Source organism: Enterobacter chuandaensis (assembly GCF_039718975.1).
Taxonomy (GTDB): domain Bacteria; phylum Pseudomonadota; class Gammaproteobacteria; order Enterobacterales; family Enterobacteriaceae; genus Enterobacter; species Enterobacter chuandaensis.
The window spans coordinates 3,974,258-3,996,468 of the sequence record NZ_CP097173.1 but is presented as its reverse complement, the minus strand read 5'-3'; the positions used below and the strand labels follow the sequence as shown (position 1 = coordinate 3,996,468).

Annotated in this window: 24 protein-coding genes and 1 tRNA gene; 7 read left to right on the top strand and 18 right to left on the bottom strand. The window is 56.7% G+C overall.

Translation table 11 applies throughout. From position 1 onward, the window contains the following. Positions 1-213 precede the first annotated feature (213 nt). Complete coding sequence (locus tag MX657_RS19200; RefSeq protein WP_346806456.1) at positions 214-897, top strand: outer membrane protein; 684 nt, start codon at positions 214-216, stop codon at positions 895-897. A gap of 145 nt (positions 898-1,042) precedes the next feature. On the opposite strand, the gene MX657_RS19195 is transcribed toward MX657_RS19200, so the two are convergent. Continuing rightward, positions 1,043-1,615, bottom strand: a complete 573-nt coding sequence (locus MX657_RS19195) for a serine acetyltransferase (protein ID WP_244288147.1) — start codon at positions 1,613-1,615, stop codon at positions 1,043-1,045. A 115-nt stretch (positions 1,616-1,730) separates the two neighbouring features. After that, positions 1,731-1,806, bottom strand: a tRNA-Ile gene (locus MX657_RS19190). Positions 1,807-1,930: 124 nt separating this feature from the next. Between MX657_RS19190 and mug the strand changes: the two genes are divergently transcribed. Then, a complete protein-coding gene (gene mug, locus MX657_RS19185; RefSeq protein WP_080328246.1) occupies positions 1,931-2,437 on the top strand; it encodes a G/U mismatch-specific DNA glycosylase in 507 nt (168 codons plus the stop codon). Positions 2,438-2,538: 101 nt separating this feature from the next. Here the strand turns inward: mug and rpoD are convergent, their stop codons facing one another. From rpoD to rpsU, 3 genes are all read right to left on the bottom strand, one after another. Beyond that, entirely contained in the window at positions 2,539-4,383 is a 1,845-nt protein-coding gene (gene rpoD, locus MX657_RS19180; protein WP_028014473.1) for an RNA polymerase sigma factor RpoD, read from the bottom strand. 153 nt (positions 4,384-4,536) lie between these two features. After that, complete coding sequence (dnaG, locus tag MX657_RS19175) at positions 4,537-6,282, bottom strand: DNA primase (RefSeq protein ID WP_119916418.1); 1,746 nt, start codon at positions 6,280-6,282, stop codon at positions 4,537-4,539. Between the two features lie 115 nt (positions 6,283-6,397). Further along, on the bottom strand, positions 6,398-6,613 hold the full coding sequence (rpsU, locus tag MX657_RS19170) for a 30S ribosomal protein S21 (RefSeq protein ID WP_001144069.1): 216 nt from the start codon (positions 6,611-6,613) through the stop codon (positions 6,398-6,400). A gap of 236 nt (positions 6,614-6,849) precedes the next feature. On the opposite strand from rpsU, the gene tsaD reads away from it, so the two are divergent. Beyond that, positions 6,850-7,863: a tRNA (adenosine(37)-N6)-threonylcarbamoyltransferase complex transferase subunit TsaD gene (gene tsaD, locus MX657_RS19165; RefSeq protein ID WP_119916416.1), complete on the top strand. Its 1,014-nt coding sequence runs from the start codon at positions 6,850-6,852 to the stop codon at positions 7,861-7,863. Positions 7,864-7,910: 47 nt separating this feature from the next. On the opposite strand, the gene ureG is transcribed toward tsaD, so the two are convergent. From ureG to MX657_RS19120, 9 genes are all read right to left on the bottom strand, one after another. Further along, a complete protein-coding gene (ureG, locus tag MX657_RS19160; RefSeq protein WP_014071813.1) occupies positions 7,911-8,528 on the bottom strand; it encodes an urease accessory protein UreG in 618 nt (205 codons plus the stop codon). A gap of 9 nt (positions 8,529-8,537) precedes the next feature. Further along, on the bottom strand, positions 8,538-9,212 hold the full coding sequence (locus MX657_RS19155; RefSeq protein ID WP_346806453.1) for an urease accessory protein UreF: 675 nt from the start codon (positions 9,210-9,212) through the stop codon (positions 8,538-8,540). Next, complete coding sequence (locus tag MX657_RS19150) at positions 9,212-9,751, bottom strand: HupE/UreJ family protein (protein ID WP_217480320.1); 540 nt, start codon at positions 9,749-9,751, stop codon at positions 9,212-9,214. The genes MX657_RS19155 and MX657_RS19150 overlap by 1 nt, the downstream gene beginning before the upstream one ends. A 9-nt stretch (positions 9,752-9,760) precedes the next feature. Beyond that, the gene (gene ureE, locus MX657_RS19145; protein WP_346808576.1) at positions 9,761-10,225 is read right to left on the bottom strand and encodes an urease accessory protein UreE; all 465 of its coding nucleotides are present in this window, start codon (positions 10,223-10,225) and stop codon (positions 9,761-9,763) included. A gap of 9 nt (positions 10,226-10,234) precedes the next feature. Beyond that, positions 10,235-11,938 (bottom strand): urease subunit alpha, encoded by a 1,704-nt coding sequence (gene ureC / locus MX657_RS19140; RefSeq protein ID WP_346806451.1) that lies wholly within the window; start codon positions 11,936-11,938, stop codon positions 10,235-10,237. Further along, positions 11,931-12,245 carry an urease subunit beta gene (locus MX657_RS19135; RefSeq protein ID WP_119916411.1) on the bottom strand — a complete coding sequence of 105 codons (315 nt, stop codon included), beginning with the start codon at positions 12,243-12,245 and terminating at the stop codon, positions 11,931-11,933. Before MX657_RS19135 ends, ureC begins: the two co-directional genes overlap by 8 nt. A gap of 10 nt (positions 12,246-12,255) precedes the next feature. Beyond that, complete coding sequence (locus MX657_RS19130) at positions 12,256-12,558, bottom strand: urease subunit gamma (protein ID WP_003862556.1); 303 nt, start codon at positions 12,556-12,558, stop codon at positions 12,256-12,258. Positions 12,559-12,568: 10 nt separating this feature from the next. Continuing rightward, positions 12,569-13,396 carry an urease accessory protein UreD gene (locus tag MX657_RS19125; RefSeq protein ID WP_119916410.1) on the bottom strand — a complete coding sequence of 276 codons (828 nt, stop codon included), beginning with the start codon at positions 13,394-13,396 and terminating at the stop codon, positions 12,569-12,571. A gap of 137 nt (positions 13,397-13,533) precedes the next feature. Continuing rightward, positions 13,534-14,547 carry an alpha/beta hydrolase gene (locus tag MX657_RS19120; protein ID WP_252002272.1) on the bottom strand — a complete coding sequence of 338 codons (1,014 nt, stop codon included), beginning with the start codon at positions 14,545-14,547 and terminating at the stop codon, positions 13,534-13,536. Between the two features lie 143 nt (positions 14,548-14,690). Between MX657_RS19120 and MX657_RS19115 the strand changes: the two genes are divergently transcribed. Beyond that, positions 14,691-15,113, top strand: coding sequence for a MarR family winged helix-turn-helix transcriptional regulator (locus MX657_RS19115; RefSeq protein ID WP_061097027.1), 423 nt, complete (start codon positions 14,691-14,693; stop codon positions 15,111-15,113). A gap of 40 nt (positions 15,114-15,153) precedes the next feature. Here MX657_RS19115 and MX657_RS19110 read toward each other — a convergent pair whose 3' ends face one another. Both MX657_RS19110 and plsY read right to left on the bottom strand, forming a co-directional pair. Continuing rightward, the gene (locus MX657_RS19110; RefSeq protein ID WP_080328239.1) at positions 15,154-16,620 is read right to left on the bottom strand and encodes an MFS transporter; all 1,467 of its coding nucleotides are present in this window, start codon (positions 16,618-16,620) and stop codon (positions 15,154-15,156) included. Positions 16,621-16,713: 93 nt separating this feature from the next. Next, positions 16,714-17,328, bottom strand: a complete 615-nt coding sequence (gene plsY / locus MX657_RS19105) for a glycerol-3-phosphate 1-O-acyltransferase PlsY (RefSeq protein ID WP_061097029.1) — start codon at positions 17,326-17,328, stop codon at positions 16,714-16,716. Positions 17,329-17,435: 107 nt separating this feature from the next. Between plsY and folB the strand changes: the two genes are divergently transcribed. Together folB and bacA are read left to right on the top strand one after the other, a co-directional pair. Next, positions 17,436-17,804 (top strand): bifunctional dihydroneopterin aldolase/7,8-dihydroneopterin epimerase, encoded by a 369-nt coding sequence (folB, locus tag MX657_RS19100; protein ID WP_080328238.1) that lies wholly within the window; start codon positions 17,436-17,438, stop codon positions 17,802-17,804. Between the two features lie 105 nt (positions 17,805-17,909). Continuing rightward, positions 17,910-18,731, top strand: a complete 822-nt coding sequence (gene bacA / locus MX657_RS19095; protein WP_080328237.1) for an undecaprenyl-diphosphate phosphatase — start codon at positions 17,910-17,912, stop codon at positions 18,729-18,731. A gap of 13 nt (positions 18,732-18,744) precedes the next feature. Here the strand turns inward: bacA and MX657_RS19090 are convergent, their stop codons facing one another. Both MX657_RS19090 and MX657_RS19085 read right to left on the bottom strand, forming a co-directional pair. Further along, entirely contained in the window at positions 18,745-19,986 is a 1,242-nt protein-coding gene (locus MX657_RS19090) for a multifunctional CCA addition/repair protein (protein WP_252002275.1), read from the bottom strand. A 61-nt stretch (positions 19,987-20,047) separates the two neighbouring features. Next, the gene (locus MX657_RS19085; protein ID WP_028014457.1) at positions 20,048-20,668 is read right to left on the bottom strand and encodes a TIGR04211 family SH3 domain-containing protein; all 621 of its coding nucleotides are present in this window, start codon (positions 20,666-20,668) and stop codon (positions 20,048-20,050) included. Between the two features lie 229 nt (positions 20,669-20,897). On the opposite strand from MX657_RS19085, the gene MX657_RS19080 reads away from it, so the two are divergent. Then, entirely contained in the window at positions 20,898-22,199 is a 1,302-nt protein-coding gene (locus MX657_RS19080; protein ID WP_346806447.1) for an inorganic triphosphatase, read from the top strand. Positions 22,200-22,211 lie beyond the last annotated feature (12 nt).

The window sequence follows — 22,211 nt, the reverse complement described above, 5'->3', positions numbered from 1 at the left end:
CAGCTCGCCGAAAACGCTCGTTTTAATCTATTGAAATAACGATTAATTATTACCAAAACAAGACCAATCCCTACGTAAAATTACCTGGTAAAACCCGTAATCGCCCGAATAGTTTGCCTGTGCCGGGCTGCTTATTATCCCTCTCACTGACTGTTTTCCTGACATCGGCGGACCACCGTTCGACGAGCGGAATATTTTTTCAACGGAGTAGAGATGAATATGAAAGCTATTTTAGCCGCCCTGCCGATCGCGATGATTCCGGCTACTGTTCTGGCAGCAAATACTGAAGAAGGGTATTACGGCTCCGCAAAATACCTCCAGGTTGAACAGCGTGCAAAGGAGATGGATACCAGCGCGCGTCCTGGGGTAGGGCAGTTTGTCGGTGGTAAAGAGAAAGAGCACTTCGGCGGCGCGGCGATTGCTGCGGGCTATCAGTTTGGTAACGGCTGGCGTACAGAGGGTGAATATACCTTCAAGCAGAAGGCTGAATATATCAATGGTTCCAGTGTTTTTGTTACCAACTCTGACCACCTGAAAACTGAAACCGAGCGTCTGATGGTTAACGTGTATCGTGATTATGAGCTGGGATATGGCGTTTCTCTGTACGGTACGGCAGGTCTGGGCGTGAGCAAGATCAAAGCCAACGGCTGGCAGGGTAATTCTAGCCGTGAATATGCTTCTACTACGCAAAACAACCTGACCTACGCTTTAGGGGCTGGCGTGAGCTATACGCCGGTTGAGCGCCTGTACGTGGACCTGGGCTACCGTTATATCGATATGGGCAAGATCGAAAGTGGATATAACAACTTCACTAACGCGCGTGGCTTAAAAGACGAACAGATGAAAGCGCACATCGTCTCTAATGAATTTACCCTTGGCATGCGTTATGTCTTTTAACCTGTTGTAAGTGTCACTGCTTTAAAAACAGGGCCAACGCCGCGGGAATGCGGGGTTGGCTTTTTTGTGGTTTTTACAACTCGGCTTTTGCGGGACTCTAAACCTTGATCCGGCGAGGTAGGTAACGAAAAGTCGAAGTGCCCAGTTACGCCGTAGGTGATGTAGCAGGAATTATTTTTAACGTTTTTTCAGTATAAACCGTCATACCATCAGGAATGTCTTTGCTCACAAATGACATGGCGCCGATGATAACGTTATCCCCTATGCATATCTTATCTGCAATGATGCACGACCCCGCGCCAATGCTGACATTATTGCCAATAACAATGGAAATCGGCTCTTTATTATCATTCGCGCCGGTTATGCCTATTGTGGTGTTCTGTCGTATCCGCAGAGAATGCCCGATTGTTGCAGAACCATTTACAACAATACCATGATGATGAGAAATCACCATGCCTGGCCCGATTGTTGCCCCCAGCTGTATATCTGTTCCGTATTTGAAAATGAGCTTTCTGTTTATCTTTAACGCTCTTTTCCTCAGGAATTTGCTGTCTGAGTGATGCCAGTAAGACGCGATGCGCCACCAGAAGTGGAAGCGGCGGTCGGGGCACTTTATTGCTTTATGCAGAACCCTAACCCAAGAAAATGCGTTAGAACTCATCATTACTTCGCGGCGCAAGCATTCACGCATGTGTTCTGATCTGGCTTTTTTATCCACTGCTTCTCTTTTCCTCTTATTTTGTCTCGGGAATTTTCGGGGGGGACACCATTAGCAGTTAATAAAAAAGCCACTCGTTAAAGTGGCTTAATTATCTGATTTTACAGCTAAAATTTGGTGGCCCCTGCTGGACTTGAACCAGCGACCAAGCGATTATGAGTCGCCTGCTCTAACCACTGAGCTAAGGGGCCGTGGCGGTGAATTATAAAGTAACTCCCTGCAGCAATCCAGCCATTCACTCCTGCTTGCTGTTTTTATAAACAACGCATAATCAATCCTTTATACTTCCATAACGATGTATCAGTGGGAGTAAAGATGATCAATGATATTCTTGCACCTGGCCTACGGGTGGTGTTTTGCGGTATCAACCCGGGAAAGTCCTCGGCGCACACCGGTTTTCACTTTGCCCATCCGGGAAATCGCTTCTGGAAAGTGATCTACCAGGCCGGGTTCACCGACAGGTTACTCAAGCCCGAAGAGGAGCAGCACCTGCTGGATACGCGCTGCGGTATTACCATGTTGGTCGAGCGACCAACCGTGCAGGCGAGCGAGGTTAACCTGCATGAACTGCGCAGCGGCGGGCGAGAGTTGGTCAGGAAAATTGAAGACTACCAGCCAGCCGCACTGGCGATCCTCGGTAAGCAGGCTTACGAGCAGGCGTTTAGCCAGCGCGGGGCTAAGTGGGGTAAGCAGAGCATCACTATCGGCGTGACGCAGGTGTGGGTGCTGCCGAATCCGAGTGGGCTGAACAGGGCGACGCTGGATAAGCTGGTGGAGGCGTATCGGGAACTGGATGAGGCGCTGATGGTGCGGGGTCTGTAATCCTCTGCGGCCTGATGCCCTCACCCTGGCCCTCTCCCACAGGGAGAGGGAATAAACAAAAAAAAGCTCCCGATTGGGAGCTTTTTAACTTTCAGGACCGATTAGTCGTCCAGGAAGCTACGCAGCACTTCAGAGCGGCTTGGGTGACGCAGCTTACGCAGCGCCTTCGCTTCGATCTGACGGATACGTTCGCGGGTCACGTCGAACTGTTTACCCACTTCTTCCAGCGTATGGTCGGTGTTCATGTCGATACCGAAACGCATACGCAGCACTTTTGCTTCACGGGCGGTCAGGCCAGCCAGAACGTCGTGCGTTGCAGCTCGCAGGCTCTCGGTAGTGGCAGAGTCCAGCGGCAACTCGAGGGTGGTATCCTCGATGAAATCACCCAGATGCGAATCTTCATCATCACCGATTGGTGTTTCCATGGAGATTGGCTCTTTGGCGATCTTCAGCACTTTACGGATCTTGTCTTCCGGCATCAGCATGCGCTCGGCCAGCTCTTCCGGCGTCGGCTCGCGGCCCATCTCCTGCAGCATCTGGCGGGAGATACGGTTGAGCTTGTTGATGGTCTCAATCATATGCACCGGAATACGGATGGTGCGCGCCTGGTCCGCGATAGAGCGGGTAATCGCCTGACGGATCCACCATGTTGCGTAAGTGGAGAACTTGTAACCACGACGGTATTCGAACTTATCTACCGCTTTCATCAGACCGATGTTGCCTTCCTGAATCAGATCCAGGAACTGCAGACCGCGGTTGGTGTATTTCTTGGCGATAGAGATAACCAGACGCAAGTTCGCTTCAACCATCTCTTTCTTCGCTCGGCGGGCTTTCGCTTCACCGATGGACATACGACGGTTGATGTCCTTGACCTGCTCGATGGTCAGACCGGTCTCTTCTTCAATCTGCTGCAGCTTCTGCAGACCGCGATAGACATCGTCCTTCACGTCGTGCAGTTTTTCAGACCACGGCTTGTTCATCGCGATAGCCGCGTTGAACCAGGTTTCGCTGGTTTCGTTGCCGGTGAAGAGGGTGATGAAGTTCTTCTTCGGCATTTTGCACTGCTCAACGCACAGCTTCATGATGATGCGTTCCTGGGTGCGTACGCGATCCATCATTACGCGCATGCTGTTTACCAGGTAGTCGAACTGTTTTGGCACCAGGCGGAACTGTTTGAACACTTCAGACAGCTTCAGGATCTCTTCCTGAGCGGCAGCATGGCTGCGGCCTTTCGCTTTAATGGTGTCACGCGTTACTTCGTACTGGGTACGCAGTTCGGCAAACTTCTCACGCGCCAGTTCCGGGTCGATGCTGTTGTCATCGTCCGCGCTGTCGTCGTCTTCTTCCTCATCTTCGTCTTCGTCGTCATCCATCTCTTCCTGAGACAGCTCAGAACCGACGTGAGTGGCGGTTGGCGCCATATCTTCTTCAGCGTTCGGGTCGACAAAACCGGTGATCAGGTCAGACAGGCGCGCTTCTTCCGCTTCAACGCGATCGTATTGCTCCAGCAGATAGGTGATCGCTTCCGGGTATTCGGCGACAGAGCACTGAACCTGGTTGATCCCGTCTTCGATGCGTTTTGCGATGTCAATTTCGCCTTCGCGGGTCAACAGTTCAACGGTACCCATTTCGCGCATGTACATGCGGACCGGGTCAGTGGTACGCCCGATTTCAGATTCCACGCTGGACAGTACCTGTGCAGCAGCTTCTTCCGCATCTTCGTCAGTGTTGTTGGAGGTTTCAGCCAGCAACAGATCATCGGCATCCGGTGCTTCTTCCATCACCTGAATGCCCATGTCATTGATCATTTGGATGATGTCTTCGATTTGATCTGAATCGACGATATCTTCCGGCAGATGGTCATTGACCTCGGCATAGGTCAGATAGCCTTGCTCCTTACCGCGTTGGACAAGAAGTTTCAGCTGTGACTGCGGGTTTTGCTCCATAAGACGGTATCCACACTTAATTCGTTTGATTGGTGTCGGCGATGGGGCTGCCAACCTTTAAAGCGAGGGCGTACTTATATTTTTGCCGCTGCCTCTCAGTGCGGCTGCCGGGGGCTTCCCGATCGATATTCGGCACTTAAGCCGTTAAATTTTTTATTTCTTCGCCAGTTCCTGGTTAATCATCCAGAGCTCTCGGCGTTCTTCGCTGCTTAAGCCGTGCGTGCGCTCGCGAGCTATCAACTCTTCCTGGCGCAGCTCAAGCATCGAATCAAACATATGGTTGAGCGAGTCGGTGAACGTTTTTTCTGCAATATCCTTATCTGCTATATCGTCCCACATCGACAGTTTTTCAAGGGTAGCGGCCTCTTTTGTGCCGCGATAATGCTCTAAAAGTTGTCCGGTGGTCAGACCTGGCTGAGACAAACAAGTGTTGACCAGTTCTGAAAATAAGCCAAGTCCGGGCAACTTTTCGTGGTTCAAACCCGCCAGCGACGGCACTTGCGGAGCAAGCTCGGGGTTTTGTACCAGCAATCCTATCAGTATACGCATGGTTGTGCGTTTTAGCTGAGGCGCGGGGCGAACCGTGCCGTTTTCAGCCTGTTTAGGCATTAAACGTTCAAGCTGGCTGTCATCCAGAATGCCGAGCTTGTTGCCTAACTCCTGACGCAGGTAGATGCGCAGCGTTTCGCCGGGCACCTGGTTGATTAACGGCAGCGCCAGCGTACTGAGCTGCGCGCGCCCGTCAGGGGTACTCAAATCAACCTGCGGCATCAGGCTATTAAACAGAAACGTGGAGAGCGGCTGTGCCTGCTCCATCCGCGCTTCAAATGCCGCTTTGCCCTCTTTACGCACCAGCGTATCCGGGTCTTCACCGTCGGGCAGGAACATAAAGCGTAGCTGACGCCCGTCGGTCATATACGGCAGCGCGGTTTCCAGCGCTCGCCAGGCGGCGTCGCGTCCGGCCCGGTCACCGTCGTAACAGCAGATGACGTTGTTGGTCACCCTGAACAGCAGTTGAATATGATCGGCGGTGGTGGACGTACCTAGCGACGCAACGGCGTAGTTAATGTCGTACTGCGCCAGCGCAACGACGTCCATATAGCCTTCGACGACCAGCAGACGCGGAGGTTCCGCGTTGTCCTGCTGCGCCTCATAAAGACCGTAAAGCTGGCGGCCCTTATGAAAAATATCGGTTTCCGGAGAGTTGAGGTATTTCGGCAGGGCATCACCCAGCACGCGACCACCAAAACCAATTACCCGGCCACGCTTGTCGCGGATCGGGAACATCACCCGTTCACGGAAGCGGTCGTAGCTTCGTCCCTGGTCGTTGGTGACCAGCATGCCTGCGTCGATGAGAGATTTACGATCTTCGCTATTGCCGCCAAAACGCTTTAACACGTTGTCCCAGCCGGGCGGGGCGTAACCAATAGCGAAACGCGCAATCACATCGTCGCTCAGTCCGCGCTTGTTCAGATACTGACGCGCAGGCTCAGCCGCAGAGTGCTTAAGAGACTGTTGGTAAAACGAATTCAGGCCATCCATCAGTTGATACAGCGTTTGCCTCTGATGGCGCTCGATCTGACTTGGCCCACTGCCTGCTTCATACGGCACTTCAAGGTTATGCATCGCCGCCAGCTCTTCGACGGTTTCAACGAACTCGAGCTTATCGTAGTTCATCAAAAAATCGACGGCATTACCGTGTGCGCCACAGCCGAAGCAATGGTAAAACTGTTTTTCACCGTTTACGGTGAAGGAGGGGGTTTTTTCGTTATGGAACGGACAGCACGCATGGTAGTTCTTACCCTGCTTTTTCAGCTTTACCCGCGCGTCGATGAGATCGACGATGTCGGTTCTGGCGAGCAGGTCATTGATGAAAACGCGTGGGATTCTTCCGGCCATATGCCCCAAAAATTTAAGCGACTTATAAACGAAAACAAGCCGCGCATTCCTTCCGGAAGCACGGCCTTACGACTACTACTCTGTCTGTCAATTGAGGGCGTTGACCCTCAAGAGATTAGTACAGACGAGTACGGCGTGCGTTTTCGCGAGCCAGTTTCTTCGCGTGACGTTTCACAGCGGAAGCTTTAGCGCGCTTACGTTCGGTCGTTGGTTTTTCATAAAACTCACGACGACGAACTTCAGCCAGAACACCTGCTTTCTCGCATGAACGTTTGAAGCGACGCAGTGCTACGTCGAACGGCTCGTTTTCACGTACTTTAATTACCGGCATGTAACTCTCACCTTTAATAAATTCGGTTTGCCGCTGGCATCAACGCCAGCTTATTTCAAAATGGTGCGGAATTTTACTGCAAATGCTGCTGCTTTGTAAAGCACCGATGCGATTTTGAAAGGGACTTTAATAAGGGTGAGGAGTATACACGAGCCTTCTTCCTGGGGCGAACAAAGTTTTACATCAACCCGCCCAGGCTCTACACTGCGCGGTATTGAAACGAGGTAAAACAAGTCATGCGTGTACTGGGTATTGAAACATCCTGCGATGAAACCGGCATCGCCATTTACGACGACGAAAAAGGGCTTCTGGCCAACCAGCTGTATAGTCAGGTGAAATTGCACGCTGACTACGGCGGTGTCGTACCTGAACTGGCCTCTCGTGATCACGTGCGTAAAACGGTTCCCCTGATTCAGGCGGCGCTGAAAGAGGCCGGGTTAAGCTCAACCGATATTGACGCCGTAGCCTATACCGCGGGGCCAGGTCTGGTCGGCGCGCTGCTGGTCGGCGCGACGGTTGGCCGCTCGCTGGCGTTCGCGTGGGATGTACCGGCGATCCCGGTCCACCACATGGAAGGGCATCTGCTGGCACCGATGCTGGAAGAGAATCCGCCCGAATTCCCGTTTGTGGCGCTGCTGGTCTCCGGCGGCCATACGCAGCTGATTAGCGTAACGGGCATTGGCAAGTACGCGCTGCTGGGCGAGTCGATCGACGACGCTGCCGGTGAAGCCTTCGACAAAACCGCCAAGCTGCTGGGGCTGGATTACCCAGGTGGCCCGATGCTCTCCAAAATGGCGTCGCAGGGAACGGAAGGGCGCTTTGTCTTCCCGCGTCCGATGACCGACCGTCCGGGGCTGGATTTCAGCTTCTCCGGGCTGAAAACCTTTGCGGCGAATACTATCCGCAATAACGACGACAGCGAGCAGACCCGCGCCGATATCGCCCGCGCGTTTGAAGACGCGGTGGTGGATACGCTGATGATCAAGTGCAAGCGCGCGCTGGATCAGACCGGCTTTAAGCGCCTGGTGATGGCAGGTGGCGTGAGTGCCAACCGCACGCTGCGCGCGAAGCTCGCCGAGATGATGCAAAAGCGTCGCGGGGAAGTGTTCTATGCCCGTCCGGAATTCTGTACCGATAACGGGGCGATGATCGCCTACGCCGGGATGGTGCGCCTCAATGCGGGCGCAACGTCCGACCTGAGCGTGTCCGTGCGTCCGCGCTGGCCGCTGGCGGAACTGCCGGAGGCGTAACCCCCTCACTCTGGCCCTCTCCCCAAAGGGGAGAGGGAAATTTACGACTACACCCGCAGCATCCCTTTCTCTTCCAGAAACGCAATAATCGTCGCTAAACCGTCACCCGCCTTCAGGTTGGTAAACGTCCACGGACGCTCGCCGCGCATGCGGTTGGTGTCGCGCTCCATCACCTCCAGCGACGCCCCCACGTACGGCGCGAGATCGGTTTTGTTGATCACCAGAAAATCGGATTTGGTGATCCCCGGCCCGCCCTTGCGCGGGATTTTTTCCCCTTCGGCCACGTCGATCACGTAAATGGTCAGATCCGCCAGTTCCGGGCTGAACGTGGCGCTCAGGTTATCGCCGCCGCTTTCCACGAAGATCAAATCCAGATTGCCGAATTTCTCGCTTAACGCTTCCACCGCCGCCAGGTTCATCGAGGCATCTTCGCGGATAGCAGTATGCGGGCAGCCGCCCGTCTCCACGCCCACGATGCGCTCTGGCTCCAGCGCGCCCGCCTCGGTCAGGATGCGCTGATCCTCTTTGGTGTAGATATCGTTAGTGACCACCGCCAGATGGTACGTGTCGCGCATCGCCTTGCAGAGCGCTTCCAGCAGCGCGGTTTTCCCCGACCCTACCGGGCCACCCACGCCTACGCGCAAGGGATGTTTGTAATCAGCCATGTTGACTCCTCAGGAACGGAATAGTCGTGAATATTGGGTTTCGTGGCGCGCGGAGGCGATGGCCGACAGCGGCGTTGCTGCCCCCAGCGCGTCGTCGCGACGTAAAAATGCCTGTTCAAAACCAGCGGCGTAGTGGTCGCTCAGTTCGATAATCAGCTGCTGCGCGGCCTGTTGCCCAAACGGCACCAGCTTGACGCCCGCCATCACCGCACTCTCTATCCAGCTGTAGCCGAGGCTCAGCGCCAGCTCGCGCGCGCTAATGCCCCAGCGCACGCCGAGCCACGCCATGCCGCCGAGCTGGCTTTGCATAAATAGCGGCAGCCATTCGGGCGGACAGTCAGGTTCCCAGCTCTTAATCAGGCGCGTAAAGGCCGCCCCGCGGTTGCGTTCCTCTTCCCGCAGCTCGCGCGTTTCCCGGCAGGCGAGAAGGTATGCCGTCCAGTGTTTTGCATTTGTATGATCGCGTTGCTCACAGGCCTGATAAAGACGGATAAACAGCGGCAGGTCGACGCAGAAAAAGCTCTGCTCCATCTGCTGGATCTGCCAGCGCCTGAAGGCCTCGGCGTCCGTGACCCAGCCTGCCTCCACGGCCCACTCCAGCCCCTGGGACCAGGTAAACGATCCCACCGGCAGGCTGCTGCTGGAGAGCTGCATCAGGCGCAGCCGCTGGCGGGCGTGCTCCATCAGCTCATCAGCGCCAGCAGGGCGGAGGCAATCAGCCCGCCGCCGAAGGTTTTACGCAGCCCGTCGTGACGGCGCAGCAGCAAGCCTGCGGCGAAACTGGCGCACAGCACCGTGGCGCTGGCGAACATAAAACCGCTGGTGAAGAGCCAGAAGCTGTGGCCGGACATCTCCACGCCGTGCGCCCAGCCGTGGAACATCGCCAGGGCAGGCACCGCCAGCAGCAGACGGTTTTCAGTTTTAAACATCATCACGCCGCAGACCGCCAGCGAGGCGATAATCAGCATCTCCATGCCGCTGAAGCCGCCGAGGAGGCTGCCCGCAATGGCGCCAACAAGCATCATGCCGAGGGTGGCAAACGGCAGCAGGAGCTTGCGGCCGCTCAGGGCAGACAGCACACCCGCGCCGGTGAGCATCAGCAGGTGATCGAGCCCGGTGAGCGGGTGGAGAAAACCGGCCTGGAAGCTGTCGGTACCGTGTCCCGGATGCGCGAGCGCGGGAACGGAAAAAGCCAGCAGTAACAGCGGTAAATACTTGCGCATGATGAGTCCTTAATGTGAATGGGCGTGAGAATGGCTATGGCTGTGGGCATCGCTGGCGTACGCGCCCGCTTCCGGTTCAAACGGAAGCGCAGCAAACGTCACCTCCAGCCCGAACTGACGCAGCATATCGTCGAGAACGTGATCGTGGTGATAGCGCAGCTCGCCGGGCATGATCTGCAATGGTACGTGGCGGTTGCCCAGGTGGTAGCAGGCGCGGGCGAGCAGGAACGGATCGGCGCAGCGCACCACGGAAACCGACTCCGGGGCGGCGATCACTTCTATGACCTCGCTGCCGTCGTCGGTGGTCAGCAGGTCTCCCCCGCGCAGCAGCAGGCCGCGCGGCAGCATCAGCCCGGCTTCGCGGCCGTCGTTCAGCGACACGCGGGCGCGGCTTTTCATCCGCACGTCAATCGGCAGCGTGACGCTGGCGGTTACAGGGTGGGCATGGTCCAGGCGTTGGGTTAAGTAGATCATCATCACTCCTTAAAACAGGAAATAGCGTTGCGCCATCGGCAGAACGTCAGCCGGTTCGCTGGTTATCAGTTCGCCGTCGACGCGCACCTCGTAGGTTTGCGAATCGACGGTGATATTCGGCTGCAGGGCGTTGTGGATCATGTCCGCCTTTTTCACCGTCCGGCAGCCTTTCACCACCGCCGTGGCGCTCTGCAGGTTGAGCTGCTGTGGAATGCCGTTCGCACTGGCGGCCTGCGAGATAAACGTCAGGCGCGTGGCGTGGCGCGCCGCACCCAGCGATCCAAACATCGGGCGGTAATGCATCGGCTGCGGCGTGGGGATCGAGGCGTTGATGTCGCCCATCGGCGCGCAGGCGATCATCCCGCCCTTAACGATGGTGGCGGGCTTGACACCGAAGAACGCCGGGGACCAGACTACGAGATCCGCCAGCTTGCCCGCCTCAATCGAACCGACCTCGTGGGCGATGCCGTGAGTGAGCGCCGGGTTAATGGTGTACTTGGCGACATAACGCTTCACGCGGAAGTTGTCGTTCTCGCCCGTCTCTTCCGGCAGCGCGCCGCGCTGAACCTTCATGCGGTGCGCCACCTGCCAGGTGCGGATAATCACTTCCCCGACGCGGCCCATGGCCTGTGAATCTGACGACGTGAGCGAGAACGCGCCGATATCGTGCAACACGTCTTCCGCGGCGATGGTCTCCCGGCGAATGCGGGATTCGGCAAACGCCACGTCCTCGGCGATATCCGGATCGAGGTGATGGCAAACCATCAGCATGTCGAGATGCTCGTCGATGGTGTTCACCGTGTAGGGCAGGGTCGGGTTAGTGGAGGAGGGCAGAATATTCGGGTGCGCGCAGGCGGTGATGATATCCGGCGCGTGGCCGCCGCCCGCCCCTTCGGTGTGGAAGGTGTGGATGGTGCGCCCGCCAATGGCAGCCAGCGTGTCTTCAACAAATCCGGACTCGTTCAGCGTGTCGCTGTGCAGCGCCACCTGAATATCCATCTCTTCGGCCACCTCCAGCGAGCAGTTAATCGCCGCGGGCGTCGCGCCCCAGTCCTCGTGGATCTTCAGCCCGATGGCGCCCGCGGCGATCTGCTCGCGCAGGGCGTCCGGGTTGGAGCCGTTCCCCTTGCCGAGCAGGCCAATATTCACCGGCAGCGTATCGGCAGCCTGCAGCATGCGGGCGATATACCACGGCCCCGGTGTGCAGGTGGTGGCGTTGGTGCCCGCCGCCGGACCGGTGCCGCCGCCGATCATGGTGGTGACGCCGGAGACCAGCGCCTCTTCCGCTTGCTGAGGGCAGATCCAGTGGATGTGGGTGTCGATCCCGCCGGCGGTGACGATCTTCCCCTCGGCGGCAATCACTTCCGTCGCAGCACCGATCGGGATCGTCACCCCGGGCTGAATGTCCGGGTTTCCGGCTTTGCCAACGGCGAAGATCCGCCCGTTCTTGACGCCGATATCGGCTTTCACGATCCCCCAGTGGTCGACGATCAGCGCGTTGGTGAGAACCAGATCCACGCAGCCGTCAGCGGTCATCTGCCCCTGGCCCATGCCGTCGCGGATCACTTTCCCGCCGCCGAACTTGACCTCTTCGCCGTAGACCGTGAGATCGTTCTCCACTTCGATCCACAGCTCGCTGTCCGCCAGCCGCACCTTATCCCCGGTGGTGGGGCCGAACATGTCGGCATACGCCCGGCGCGAAATTTCAGCCATGTTTCACCTCGCCCATTACTTCGCCGCGAAAACCGAAAATGCGCTGCGCGCCTGTGACCTGAACCAGCGTCACCTCCCGCTTCTGGCCGGGCTCGAAGCGCACGGCGGTACCCGCCGGAATGTTCAGCCGGTAGCCTCGGGTCACTTCACGGTCAAACTTCAGCGCCGGGTTGACCTCGTAAAAGTGGTAGTGCGAGCCGACCTGGATCGGCCTGTCGCCGTGGTTTTCAACAATCACGGTTCGGGTTTCGCGCCCGACGTTGATCGCAATAGTACCGGGCTGGATCTGGTATTCACCTGGGATCATCACGCGCTCCTTAGACGATCGGGTTGTGGACGGTGACGAGCTTGGAGCCGTCCGGGAAGGTGGCTTCTACCTGAATATCCGGGATCATCTCCGGCACGCCCTCCATCACCTGATCCCGCGTCAGGACGTGGCGGCCCGCCTCCATTAGCGAGGCGACGGTTTCGCCATCGCGCGCACCTTCCATAATAAAGGCGCTGATCAGCGCGACCGATTCCGGGTAGTTGAGCTTTACCCCGCGCGCAAGGCGGCGTTCGGCAACCAGCGCGGCGGTGAACAGCAACAGCTTGTCTTTCTCTCTGGGGGTCAGTTCCATAACGTTTCTCTTATGTCTGCCAGATGCGCGGCGAACAGGCGGTTTTGGTAGTGAGAAGCGGGCGAAGCGACTGCCAGATGTCGCGCATCACCCGCTGGCAAATCAGATTGTCGTGGGAGAGAAAACGCAACGACAGCAGATCGTCGGTGAGCGTTGCCCCCGCAAAATGGCCGAGAGGCGCGAGCAGCGCGCGCACCGTGTCGAGATGTTCTTCCCGGGCCGGATAGAACAGCAGGGTGCCGATCCATGGGTGTCCGGCAACGGGTGTGAGATCGCCGTCGCTGAGGTGCTGGCGCTCTATCAGGCGCGGCTCGTCAGCCACCCACACCTCAAGACGGCTCTCCAGCGTGCCGTGGCTGAAGGTCTCACCGATCACCGGGCGGCCCAGGCAGTACAGCTCCCACGCCAGCAGCGTGCTGGAGGACGTAAGGTGGAAGACGGAACGCAGCGCGGCGTTCGCGCCGGGAAAGATAATGGTGTCCTGCGGCAGCCACTCCAGCGTGGCGTTTTCATCAAGGTAAAAGTGCTGGCTCAGACGCGCCTGCGGGCCGCTGCTGCGGTAGAACTTGCTGGCGCCGGGCATGGTGATAAGCGCGTGGCTATTGGCGTTTAGCCGAACGGAAATATCCAGCGTATCGCCGCCCACAACGCCGCCGGGCGGGTGCAGCAGGTAAAGGTGGCAGGTCTCGCCTTCAGGGTAAAACGGCCGCTGAACCGTAAGCGGCCCGACGTGGTGCGCGGAATGCAGGAGGGTTTTCTCAGGGGTGTGACAAAACTGCAGGGCAAGCGACGCCTGCCAGCCTTTATACGTATTATCAGTGACCTGAGCTGCTAACATGCTGCTTCCATCTGCGCATCATCGGGGTCGTTTCAGTATGCCCTGGCGGAAATGAAGGCTGTCATATGAGTCGCTTATGGATAGAGAAAATTAAAAAGCACGGCCCGGGGCCGTGCTCTGTGTGAAGCATGACGATCCTATTTCAGGTGGTCATGCAATGCTGCACCTGCCTGCTCAAGGGCGACTTTAACCGTTGGCTCCTGGCTCAGCGGGTTAAGCAGGCCGTAATCGTGGATCATGCCGTTATAGCGCGTGACGGTCACCGGGACGCCAGCCGCATCCAGTTTACGCCCGAATGCTTCACCTTCATCCCGCAGAACGTCCAGCTCAGCTGTCTGAATCAGCGTCTCCGGGAAGCCTTTCAACTGTGCAGTGCTGGCGCGAAGCGGAGAGGCAAGGATATTGTTACGATCGGCAGCGCTGGTGGTGTAGTTATCCCAGAACCATTTCATCATGTTTTTCGACAGGAAATAGCCGTTCTCGAACTGGTTATACGAGGCAGTATCAAAATTCGCATCGGTAACCGGCCAGAGCATAACGTTATAGCGAATTTTTGGCCCGTTGAACTGTTTTGCCTGCAGCGCCACGGAAGCCACCATGTTGCCGCCCACACTGTTACCTACCAGGCCCAGACGGCTACCGTCCACGCCAATTTCCTGGCCGTGCTCGGCGACCCATTTTGTCGCTTCATAGGCCTGGTTGATTGCCACCGGGAAATGGGCTTCAGGTGACGGTGTGTAATCAACGTAAACCGCTGCGGCGCCTGATGCGCGAACCAGATCGCGGATTAAACGTTCGTGGGTTGGAAAATCACCCAGCACCCAACCGCCACCGTGGAAGAACATAAATACCGGGAGCGTACCGGCAGCATGTTCAGGCTTCACAATTTTAAGGGCGATCGTCTGGCCATTGACCTGGATCGTTTTTTCCGTCACCTGAGCGGGCGGCAATTTTGCTCCTTGTTGAGCGCCGATCAGCACCTGGCGGGCCTCCTGCGGGGTCATCTGTTCCATCGGTTTCCCTTTGCCAGCATTCAGGACATCAAGAAATGCCTGTACGCCTGCGGTCGGGGCTGGAGTATTGGTGGTTTGAGCGGATGCCGCGGCTGACGCGAAGACGGAAGAAATCAGGATGGCGGTTAATGTTTTCATGGTGATACCTCTTTTAACGTATTTGATTGGATAACTAAATAGTGCGCTATTTAATTGTTAATGTAATACTTGCGCGCAAGATACTTTTAGTCAAACATTATTTATAATTTTTTTTAGACAACAGATTCAGGGTTGAAAGAAAAATGAAAGAAAACAAAACGCTAGATGATTTATTGTGCTTCTCGCTGTACTCGGTCACCAATGCGTTCGTGCGCCAGTATCGCCCCCTGTTGCAGGAGATGGATCTGACCTATCCGCAATTTGTTGTTTTGATGGCGCTTTATGAAAAAGACAACATCCCGCTTCGCGATCTCAGCGATAAAACCAATTTTGATTCAGGCACATTGACCCCGCTGGTTCAGAAGCTCGAGGCAAAAGGGTTTCTCAACCGTATCGCGGTTGTGGGGGATGAAAGGATGAAAAATGTCGTATTGACGGATAAGGCGAAAGAACTGAAAAAGCAGGTGATGGCGCTGCCGGACCAGATTCGCTGCAGCATGCGGATGAATGATGATGAGCTGGAAATGCTAAAAAAACTCTCCCGAACGCTGCTGGAAGATTTGTAAGTGCACTTCGGTGGGGTGAACCCACCGAAGCGATGTGTCGTTACCGGTAATCCTCCGCATCCACATCATATCCGGACGGCTCCCAGCGGATCGCCAGCAATGACGCCAGACCGATAAACGGCGCCAGCGCAATCACCCAGAACACGGCGGTGTCGAGAGACGCGACCAGCAGCGGGAACAGGAACAGCGACAGTGTGGAGCTGCTGCGCATCAGCGTCTGGTTGAGACCCACGCCCACGCCGCGCAGGGAGGTCGGGTAGCTCAGCGAGGCAAACGTCATGGTGTGTGCGCCCGGGCCAAATCCCTGACCGAACAGGAAAAGCGCCAGCATCGCGACGGCGATCGCGCCTTCTGTTGCACCATCAGGACGACCAATCAGCGCCAGCCCGAGCAGCGCCACAAGCTGACAGGCGTAACCCGCCAGCGACATCCGCCACGCGCCGAAGCGCGGCACGTAGCGCACCGCCAGTAATCCGCCGATAAACGCAAACAGCAGATTCAGCGCCAGCGAGATCAGAATGGTGGTCAGCATAGACTGCACAAAGAAGCTTGAAATAATCACCGGCAGGCCAAAGGCCACGGCGTTATAGGCGAACGAGGAGACGACGGACAGCAGCGTGGCGAGCGTGGTACGCCGCAGATAGATGCCGCGGAACAGGTTAAGATAGTTCGACCATTTGGCTTTATTCACGACAGGCGCTGGCTGGGTAAGCGCATCCTGCGGGACGTGGGCGTTAATATTGTACGACTGCCGCAAAATGGACGCCGCCTCTTTCAGGTTGCCCTGATTCGCCGCCCAGACCGGCGATTCGCTCATGTAGCGGCTGCGGATGGCGATAATCACCAGCGCGGGCACTGCACCAAAGCCGAGAATCAAACGCCACAGCCAGTCGCTGTGGCTTTCCGGCAGCACGGCGTAGAAGAACAGTACCAGCAGATAGGAAATACTGATCGCGGCATACCAGGTAGGGCACCACATCGCGACGCTGGAGGCCTTATTGCCCGGCCCTTTGAGCCTGGCGAACTCGCTCAGGAACGCCATCGCCACGGGAAGATCGATCCCCACGCCGAGCCCCATCACAAAGCGCGCGCCCGCCAGCACATATTCATTCGGGGCCAGCGCGCAGGCGATAGCGGCGACCACGAAGAACACCATATCAGCCATAAACACGCGGTAGCGCCCGATTTTATCCGTGAGGTAGCCGCCGAGCAGCGCCCCGACAATGGCACCAAAGGTAATCGCCGAGGCCACCATGCCGGTACCGGCGGGCGTCAGGTTAAATTCGCGGGTAATGTCTTTAATGCCGAACGCCAGCGCGCCGAGATCGTAGGCGTCGAGGAAAATCCCGCCCAGCGCGATACCCACCACGATCCGGGCGTTGGCCCGGCCCTGTGAGCCGTCATTAACGAGACGTGAAACGTCCGATGCGCTGCGCACCCACTTGATGTCGCCATCCGGGGTGCTTCCTGCCGTTGAAAGGGGAGCTGATTCTGTGATTTCTGTCATTTTTCTTTTTGTGTGGTTGTGTTGTGTCTCTAACAGTTACCACAGGCAGAAGGTGACCAAAATCACATTTGGTTATAAGGCATAACGAACGCTTTATTTAGCGTCTTTCTTCTTACGCTTGAGCTTCGTCCAGATCTTGGTTTCCTGACGACGCCACAGGCGCTGGATATTGTCGTGATGACGCAGCAGGATCAGGCAGGAGAGCATCGATACCGGGAAGGTGAACTGGGGTTTAAACCACCAGACGTAGAACGGGGCGATCAGCGCGCTGACGATGGCCCCCAGCGACGAATAGCCGCTCAGCAGAATGGTCAGCAGCCAGGTCCCGGCCATGACGCCGGTTAAGTCCCAGCCGATGGGCGCAATGGCACCAAAGGCGGTTGCAACGCCTTTGCCGCCTTTAAAACCAAAGAATACGGGCCAGATATGGCCGACGCAGGCGGCGATGGCAATAAGACCGAGCCAGAACGGCGTGACGCCCAGCGCATACGCGCCCCATACGGGTAGCATCCCTTTCAGAACATCAAAAATCAAAACCGCTACGGCTGCTCCCTTGCCGCCAATTCGAAGCACGTTGGTCGCTCCCGGATTCCCGGAACCACTTTCACGCGGGTCAGGTAACCCGGCAATGCGGCAGACCAGAATGGCGCTGGAGATTGAGCCGCAAAGATAGGCGAGGAGGATCATTCCAGGCGCGATTGCACTCATAACGCTGTTCCGTTTTGAAAATGTATCTGTATTCTCAGCATCTGTGGATAATACGCATAATTCGCCGGAAGTGGTATCCGGTTTAGCCAAAAAGCAGGCAGGTCGTGATGGATATTGTATTTATAGAGCAACTTTCGGTAATCACCACAATTGGTGTTTACGACTGGGAACAGACCATCGAGCAGAAACTGGTGTTCGATATCGAAATGGGATGGGATAACCGCAAATCGGCAAAAAGCGATGACGTGAACGACTGTCTGAGCTATGCCGATATCAGTGAAACGGTTATCGCCCACGTGGAAGGGCAACGTTTTGCGCTGGTGGAACGGGTGGCGGAAGAGGTAGCGGACCTGCTGCTGACCAAATTCAACTCACCGTGGGTGCGCATCAAGCTGAGCAAGCCGGGTGCAGTGGCGCGTGCGGCCAACGTAGGCGTGATTATCGAACGTGGCACAAATCTGAAAGGGAAGATTTAACGTCATAATTGCTAAACCATTTTAGGTTATACCGGTCTCAAGACTGTATCTTATCGGTTGTCCGTATGGGGCACCGTTTTTTTATATCTTTTTAGGGGTTTATAGATGAGCGATATGCACTCGCTGCTGGTGGCGGCAATTCTGGGTGTGGTCGAAGGATTGACGGAGTTTTTGCCGGTTTCCAGTACGGGCCATATGATTATCGTTGGCCATCTGCTGGGCTTTGAAGGCGATACCGCAAAGACGTTTGAGGTGGTGATTCAGCTGGGCTCTATCCTGGCGGTGGTGGTAATGTTCTGGCGTCGCCTGTTTGGCCTGATCGGCATCCATTTTGGCCGCCTGCCGCAGCGTGAAGGTGAAAGCAAGGGCCGCCTGACGCTGATTCATATCCTGCTCGGGATGATCCCAGCGGTGGTGCTGGGGCTGGTCTTCCACGACACCATTAAGTCGCTGTTTAACCCGATTAACGTCATGTACGCGCTGGTGGTGGGCGGCTTCCTGCTGATTGCCGCCGAAGTGCTGAAGCCAAAAGTCCCGCGTGCGGAAGGTCTGGATGACATGACCTACCGTCAGGCGTTTATCATTGGCTGCTTCCAGTGTCTGGCGCTGTGGCCGGGCTTCTCCCGTTCTGGGGCCACGATTTCAGGCGGGATGCTGATGGGCGTGAGCCGTTACGCCGCGTCTGAGTTCTCGTTCCTGCTGGCGGTGCCGATGATGATGGGCGCAACCGTCCTCGACGTCTATAAGAGCTATCACTTCCTGACCACCGGCGACATTCCGATGTTTGCCGTGGGCTTTATCACCGCGTTTATCGTGGCGCTGATTGCCATCAAAACCTTCCTGCAGTTGATCAAGCGTATCTCGTTCATTCCGTTCGCGATCTACCGCTTTATCGTCGCCGCTGCGGTGTACGTGGTCTTCTTCTGATGACGGGTTGCCCTCACTCTTTCGGCTGAGGGCAACGTTTTTCCTTCCACGCGGCTACCGCGTCAATCCGCCGTTTCGTCAACTCCTCGCGAATGTCCGGCCCCTTAAATCCTGCCTCGACCACGTCTTTCGTCGGCACCGCTTTTGCGATTTCCCACGCTTCGCGCAGCAAGCGCCCCTGCGGGTAATCAGAGGCTTCAAACCCGGTGCGGCCGCGAACGTCGGCTTCGCTGGTGAGCGCAATTTGTTCCACGCGCTGCGGCTTGCGCCAGGCGTCGATATTATCGAACAGCTTCACGATGGTGGCGGGCTTCAGGATCGGGAAGGTATGGATCAGGTCGTGGAACTCGGCGACCAGCTTTGCCAGATCGCGGATGTCATTCGGCACGCGCAGGCGCTGGCAGAGCCCGTCAACCAATTTTACGCCCGCCGGACCGTGCCCGTGATGGCGCGGCCAGAACTCTTTCGGCGTTAAGCCTTTGCCGAGATCGTGGCACAGGGTGGAAAAGCGTACGTCCACTTCAGGGCTGAGCATGGCGGCCATGCTTAGGGTCATCAGCGTGTGTACACCGGTATCAATTTCCGGGTGCCATTTTGCCGGCGCGGGGACGCCAAACAGCGCGTCGATTTCCGGGAACAACACCTTCAGCGCGCCGCAGTCGCGCAGGACCTGGAAAAAGACCTGCGGGTTACGGGTGGTGAGGGCGTTTTCTGTCTCTTTCCAGACGCGCTCCGGCGTCAGGTGTTCCAGCTCGCCCGCCTCGGTCATGGCCGTCATCAATGCCATTGTCTCATCGGCAATACGGAAGCTCAGATGGGCGTAACGCGCGGCAAAGCGCGCCACGCGCAGGACGCGGAGCGGATCTTCAGAGAATGCAGGGGAGATATGGCGCAAAAGACGGTCGCGCAGGTCATCCTGCCCGCCGTAGGCGTCGATGATATGGCCGTTTTCGTCCTGGGCGAGGGCGTTAATGGTGAGATCGCGGCGCAGCAAATCCTGCTCCAGCGTTACATCCGGCGCGGTGTAGCAGGTGAATCCCGTATAGCCGGAACCGGATTTCCGCTCGGTACGCGCCAGAGCGTACTCTTCCCGGCTTTTCGGATGCAGAAACACGGGAAAATCGCGGCCTACCTGCTGGTAGCCCGCGTCGAGCATCTCTTCCGGGGTGGCGCCCACCACCACCCAGTCTTTATCTTTGACCGGCAGACCTAACAACGCATCACGTACCGCACCACCGACCAGATAACTCTTCACGCCCAACTCTCCCGTTTTCTCTTTTCGCAAGATAATACGTAAGTCTGGCAGAGAAGACGAATTAGTTCATCCAGCGATCTTTACGCTTACGGCTTGGGATCAGATGTGGCAGAACCAGACCCAGCACCAGACCTACGCCCAGCACGCCGCCGCCATACATAAACCACTGCATGATAATGGTACGCTGTTTGTCATCAAGCTGCAGGTTCGCGGCGTTCACTTTTTTCTGCGCGACGATCAGCTCGTTTTTGAGCTTTTGATTCTCTTCTTTCAGACCGTTAATCACGCCGTCGCTCTGCGCCACCTTCTGCTGCATTTCGGCGGTGCGCTGGTTCCAGGTCCCGTCGATGTTGTTCAGCTTGTCGGTCAGGGTCTTCACCTGGTTTTCCAGATCCGGCACGCGGGTGCGCAGGCTTGGCACGGTGCTCAGCTCTTTCATCGGGATCCAGGAGGTACGGCCGGAACTGTCGCGAACCTGACCGTAATTGGTCTCCGCGTTAGTCTGTAACAGGGTGACTTCCTCGCCGGCATTCACCGTGCCCACGAGGCGATAATTATCTCCTGGGCCACTGCGTACCCAGGTGTTCAGTTCGTCAGAAACGTAACGCTTCTCTTCAGCGTGCACTGCGGTTGCGGCGCTAAAAGCGAGTAAAGTAAGTCCAATCAGGCGTAATTTAAGCATCATTAGTCGTTATTTTCATAAATAGTGGAACGATAGTAGTGGCAACAGTGTCTCTACGCAAAGCATTCATCAGCAATCAGAATCATCTGTGTCACGACTCTACACATTTACGCCCGACAAATTGCTCATTGCATGGCAATTTGGCGCAAAATACTATGTACTGACAAACAAATGGCGAGGAAGTTCGCCCTCATTGACGCGTCTGTGACGCCCGCAAAAGTACAAGGCTATGGCTCAGGAAATCGAATTAAAATTTATCGTCGAAAAAGACAGCGTTGACGCGCTCCGTCAGCATCTGAATACCCTCTCCGGCGAGCACCATGAACCCGTACAGTTGCTCAACATCTACTACGAAACGCCGGACAACTGGCTGCGCAACCACGATATGGGGCTGCGCATCCGCGGCGCGAACGGGCGCTACGAGATGACGATGAAAATCGCTGGCCGCGTGGTCGGCGGTTTGCATCAGCGCCCGGAATACAATATCGACATCAGTAAGCCAGAACTTGAGCTGGAACGTTTCCCGGCGGAAGTCTGGCCGGAAGGCGAACTGCCCGCCACGCTGGCAGGGCAGGTACAGCCGCTGTTCAGCACCGATTTCGCTCGTGAGAAATGGCTGGTGACGGAAGGCAAGAGCCGCATTGAAATCGCGCTGGATTTAGGCGAGGTGAAGGCGGGTGAGTTCCAGGAACCGATCTGTGAGCTGGAACTGGAGCTGCTGGAAGGTGATGCGAGCGACGTGCTGAAGCTGGCGCGTAAGCTGGTGAGCCAGCCGGGTTTACGTCAGGGCAGCCTGAGCAAAGCGGCGCGCGGCTATCACCTGGCTGCCGGAAATGCGCCACGCGTGCTGAGAGAGACCCCTATTCTGCGCGTCGTCCCGAAAGCCAGCATTGAGCAGGGCATGGAAGCAGCGCTGGAGCTGGCGCTCTCCCAATGGCAGTACCATGAAGAGCTGTGGGCGCGTAACGTCAAAAATGGCAAAAAACAGGTGCTGGCCGCCATCGGGCTGGTGCGTCATACCCTGACGCTGTTTGGCGGTATCGTTCCACGTAAAGCTAGCGCTCACTTACGCGATCTGCTGACCCAGACCGAAACGCTGCTGCTTTCCGACGTGTCGGCGCAAACTGCGCTTTACAGCCCGCAAAATGCCGCGGCAAAACTGGCGCTGACCGAGTTTCTGGTGACGCGCGGCTGGCGCAGCTTCCTGGATGCAAAAGCGCAGACCAAAATTGCGGACAACTTCAAACGCTTCGCGGATATCCATCTTTCCCGCCACGCTGCCGAGCTGAGAACTACCTTCGCGCATCCGCTGGGCGACCAGTATGGCGACCAGCTTCCTCGTCTGGCACGTAATATCGACAGCATGTTGCTGCTGTCCGGTGCGTATGAGGGCGTGAAGGCGCAGGCCTGGCTGGAGAACTGGCAGGGACTTAAGCATGCCATTGAGACCCGTCAGCAGATTGAGATCGAGCATTTCCGCAACGAAGCCATTTCGCAGGATCCGTACTGGCTGCACAGCGGAAAACGTTAATTCTGGCAAGGA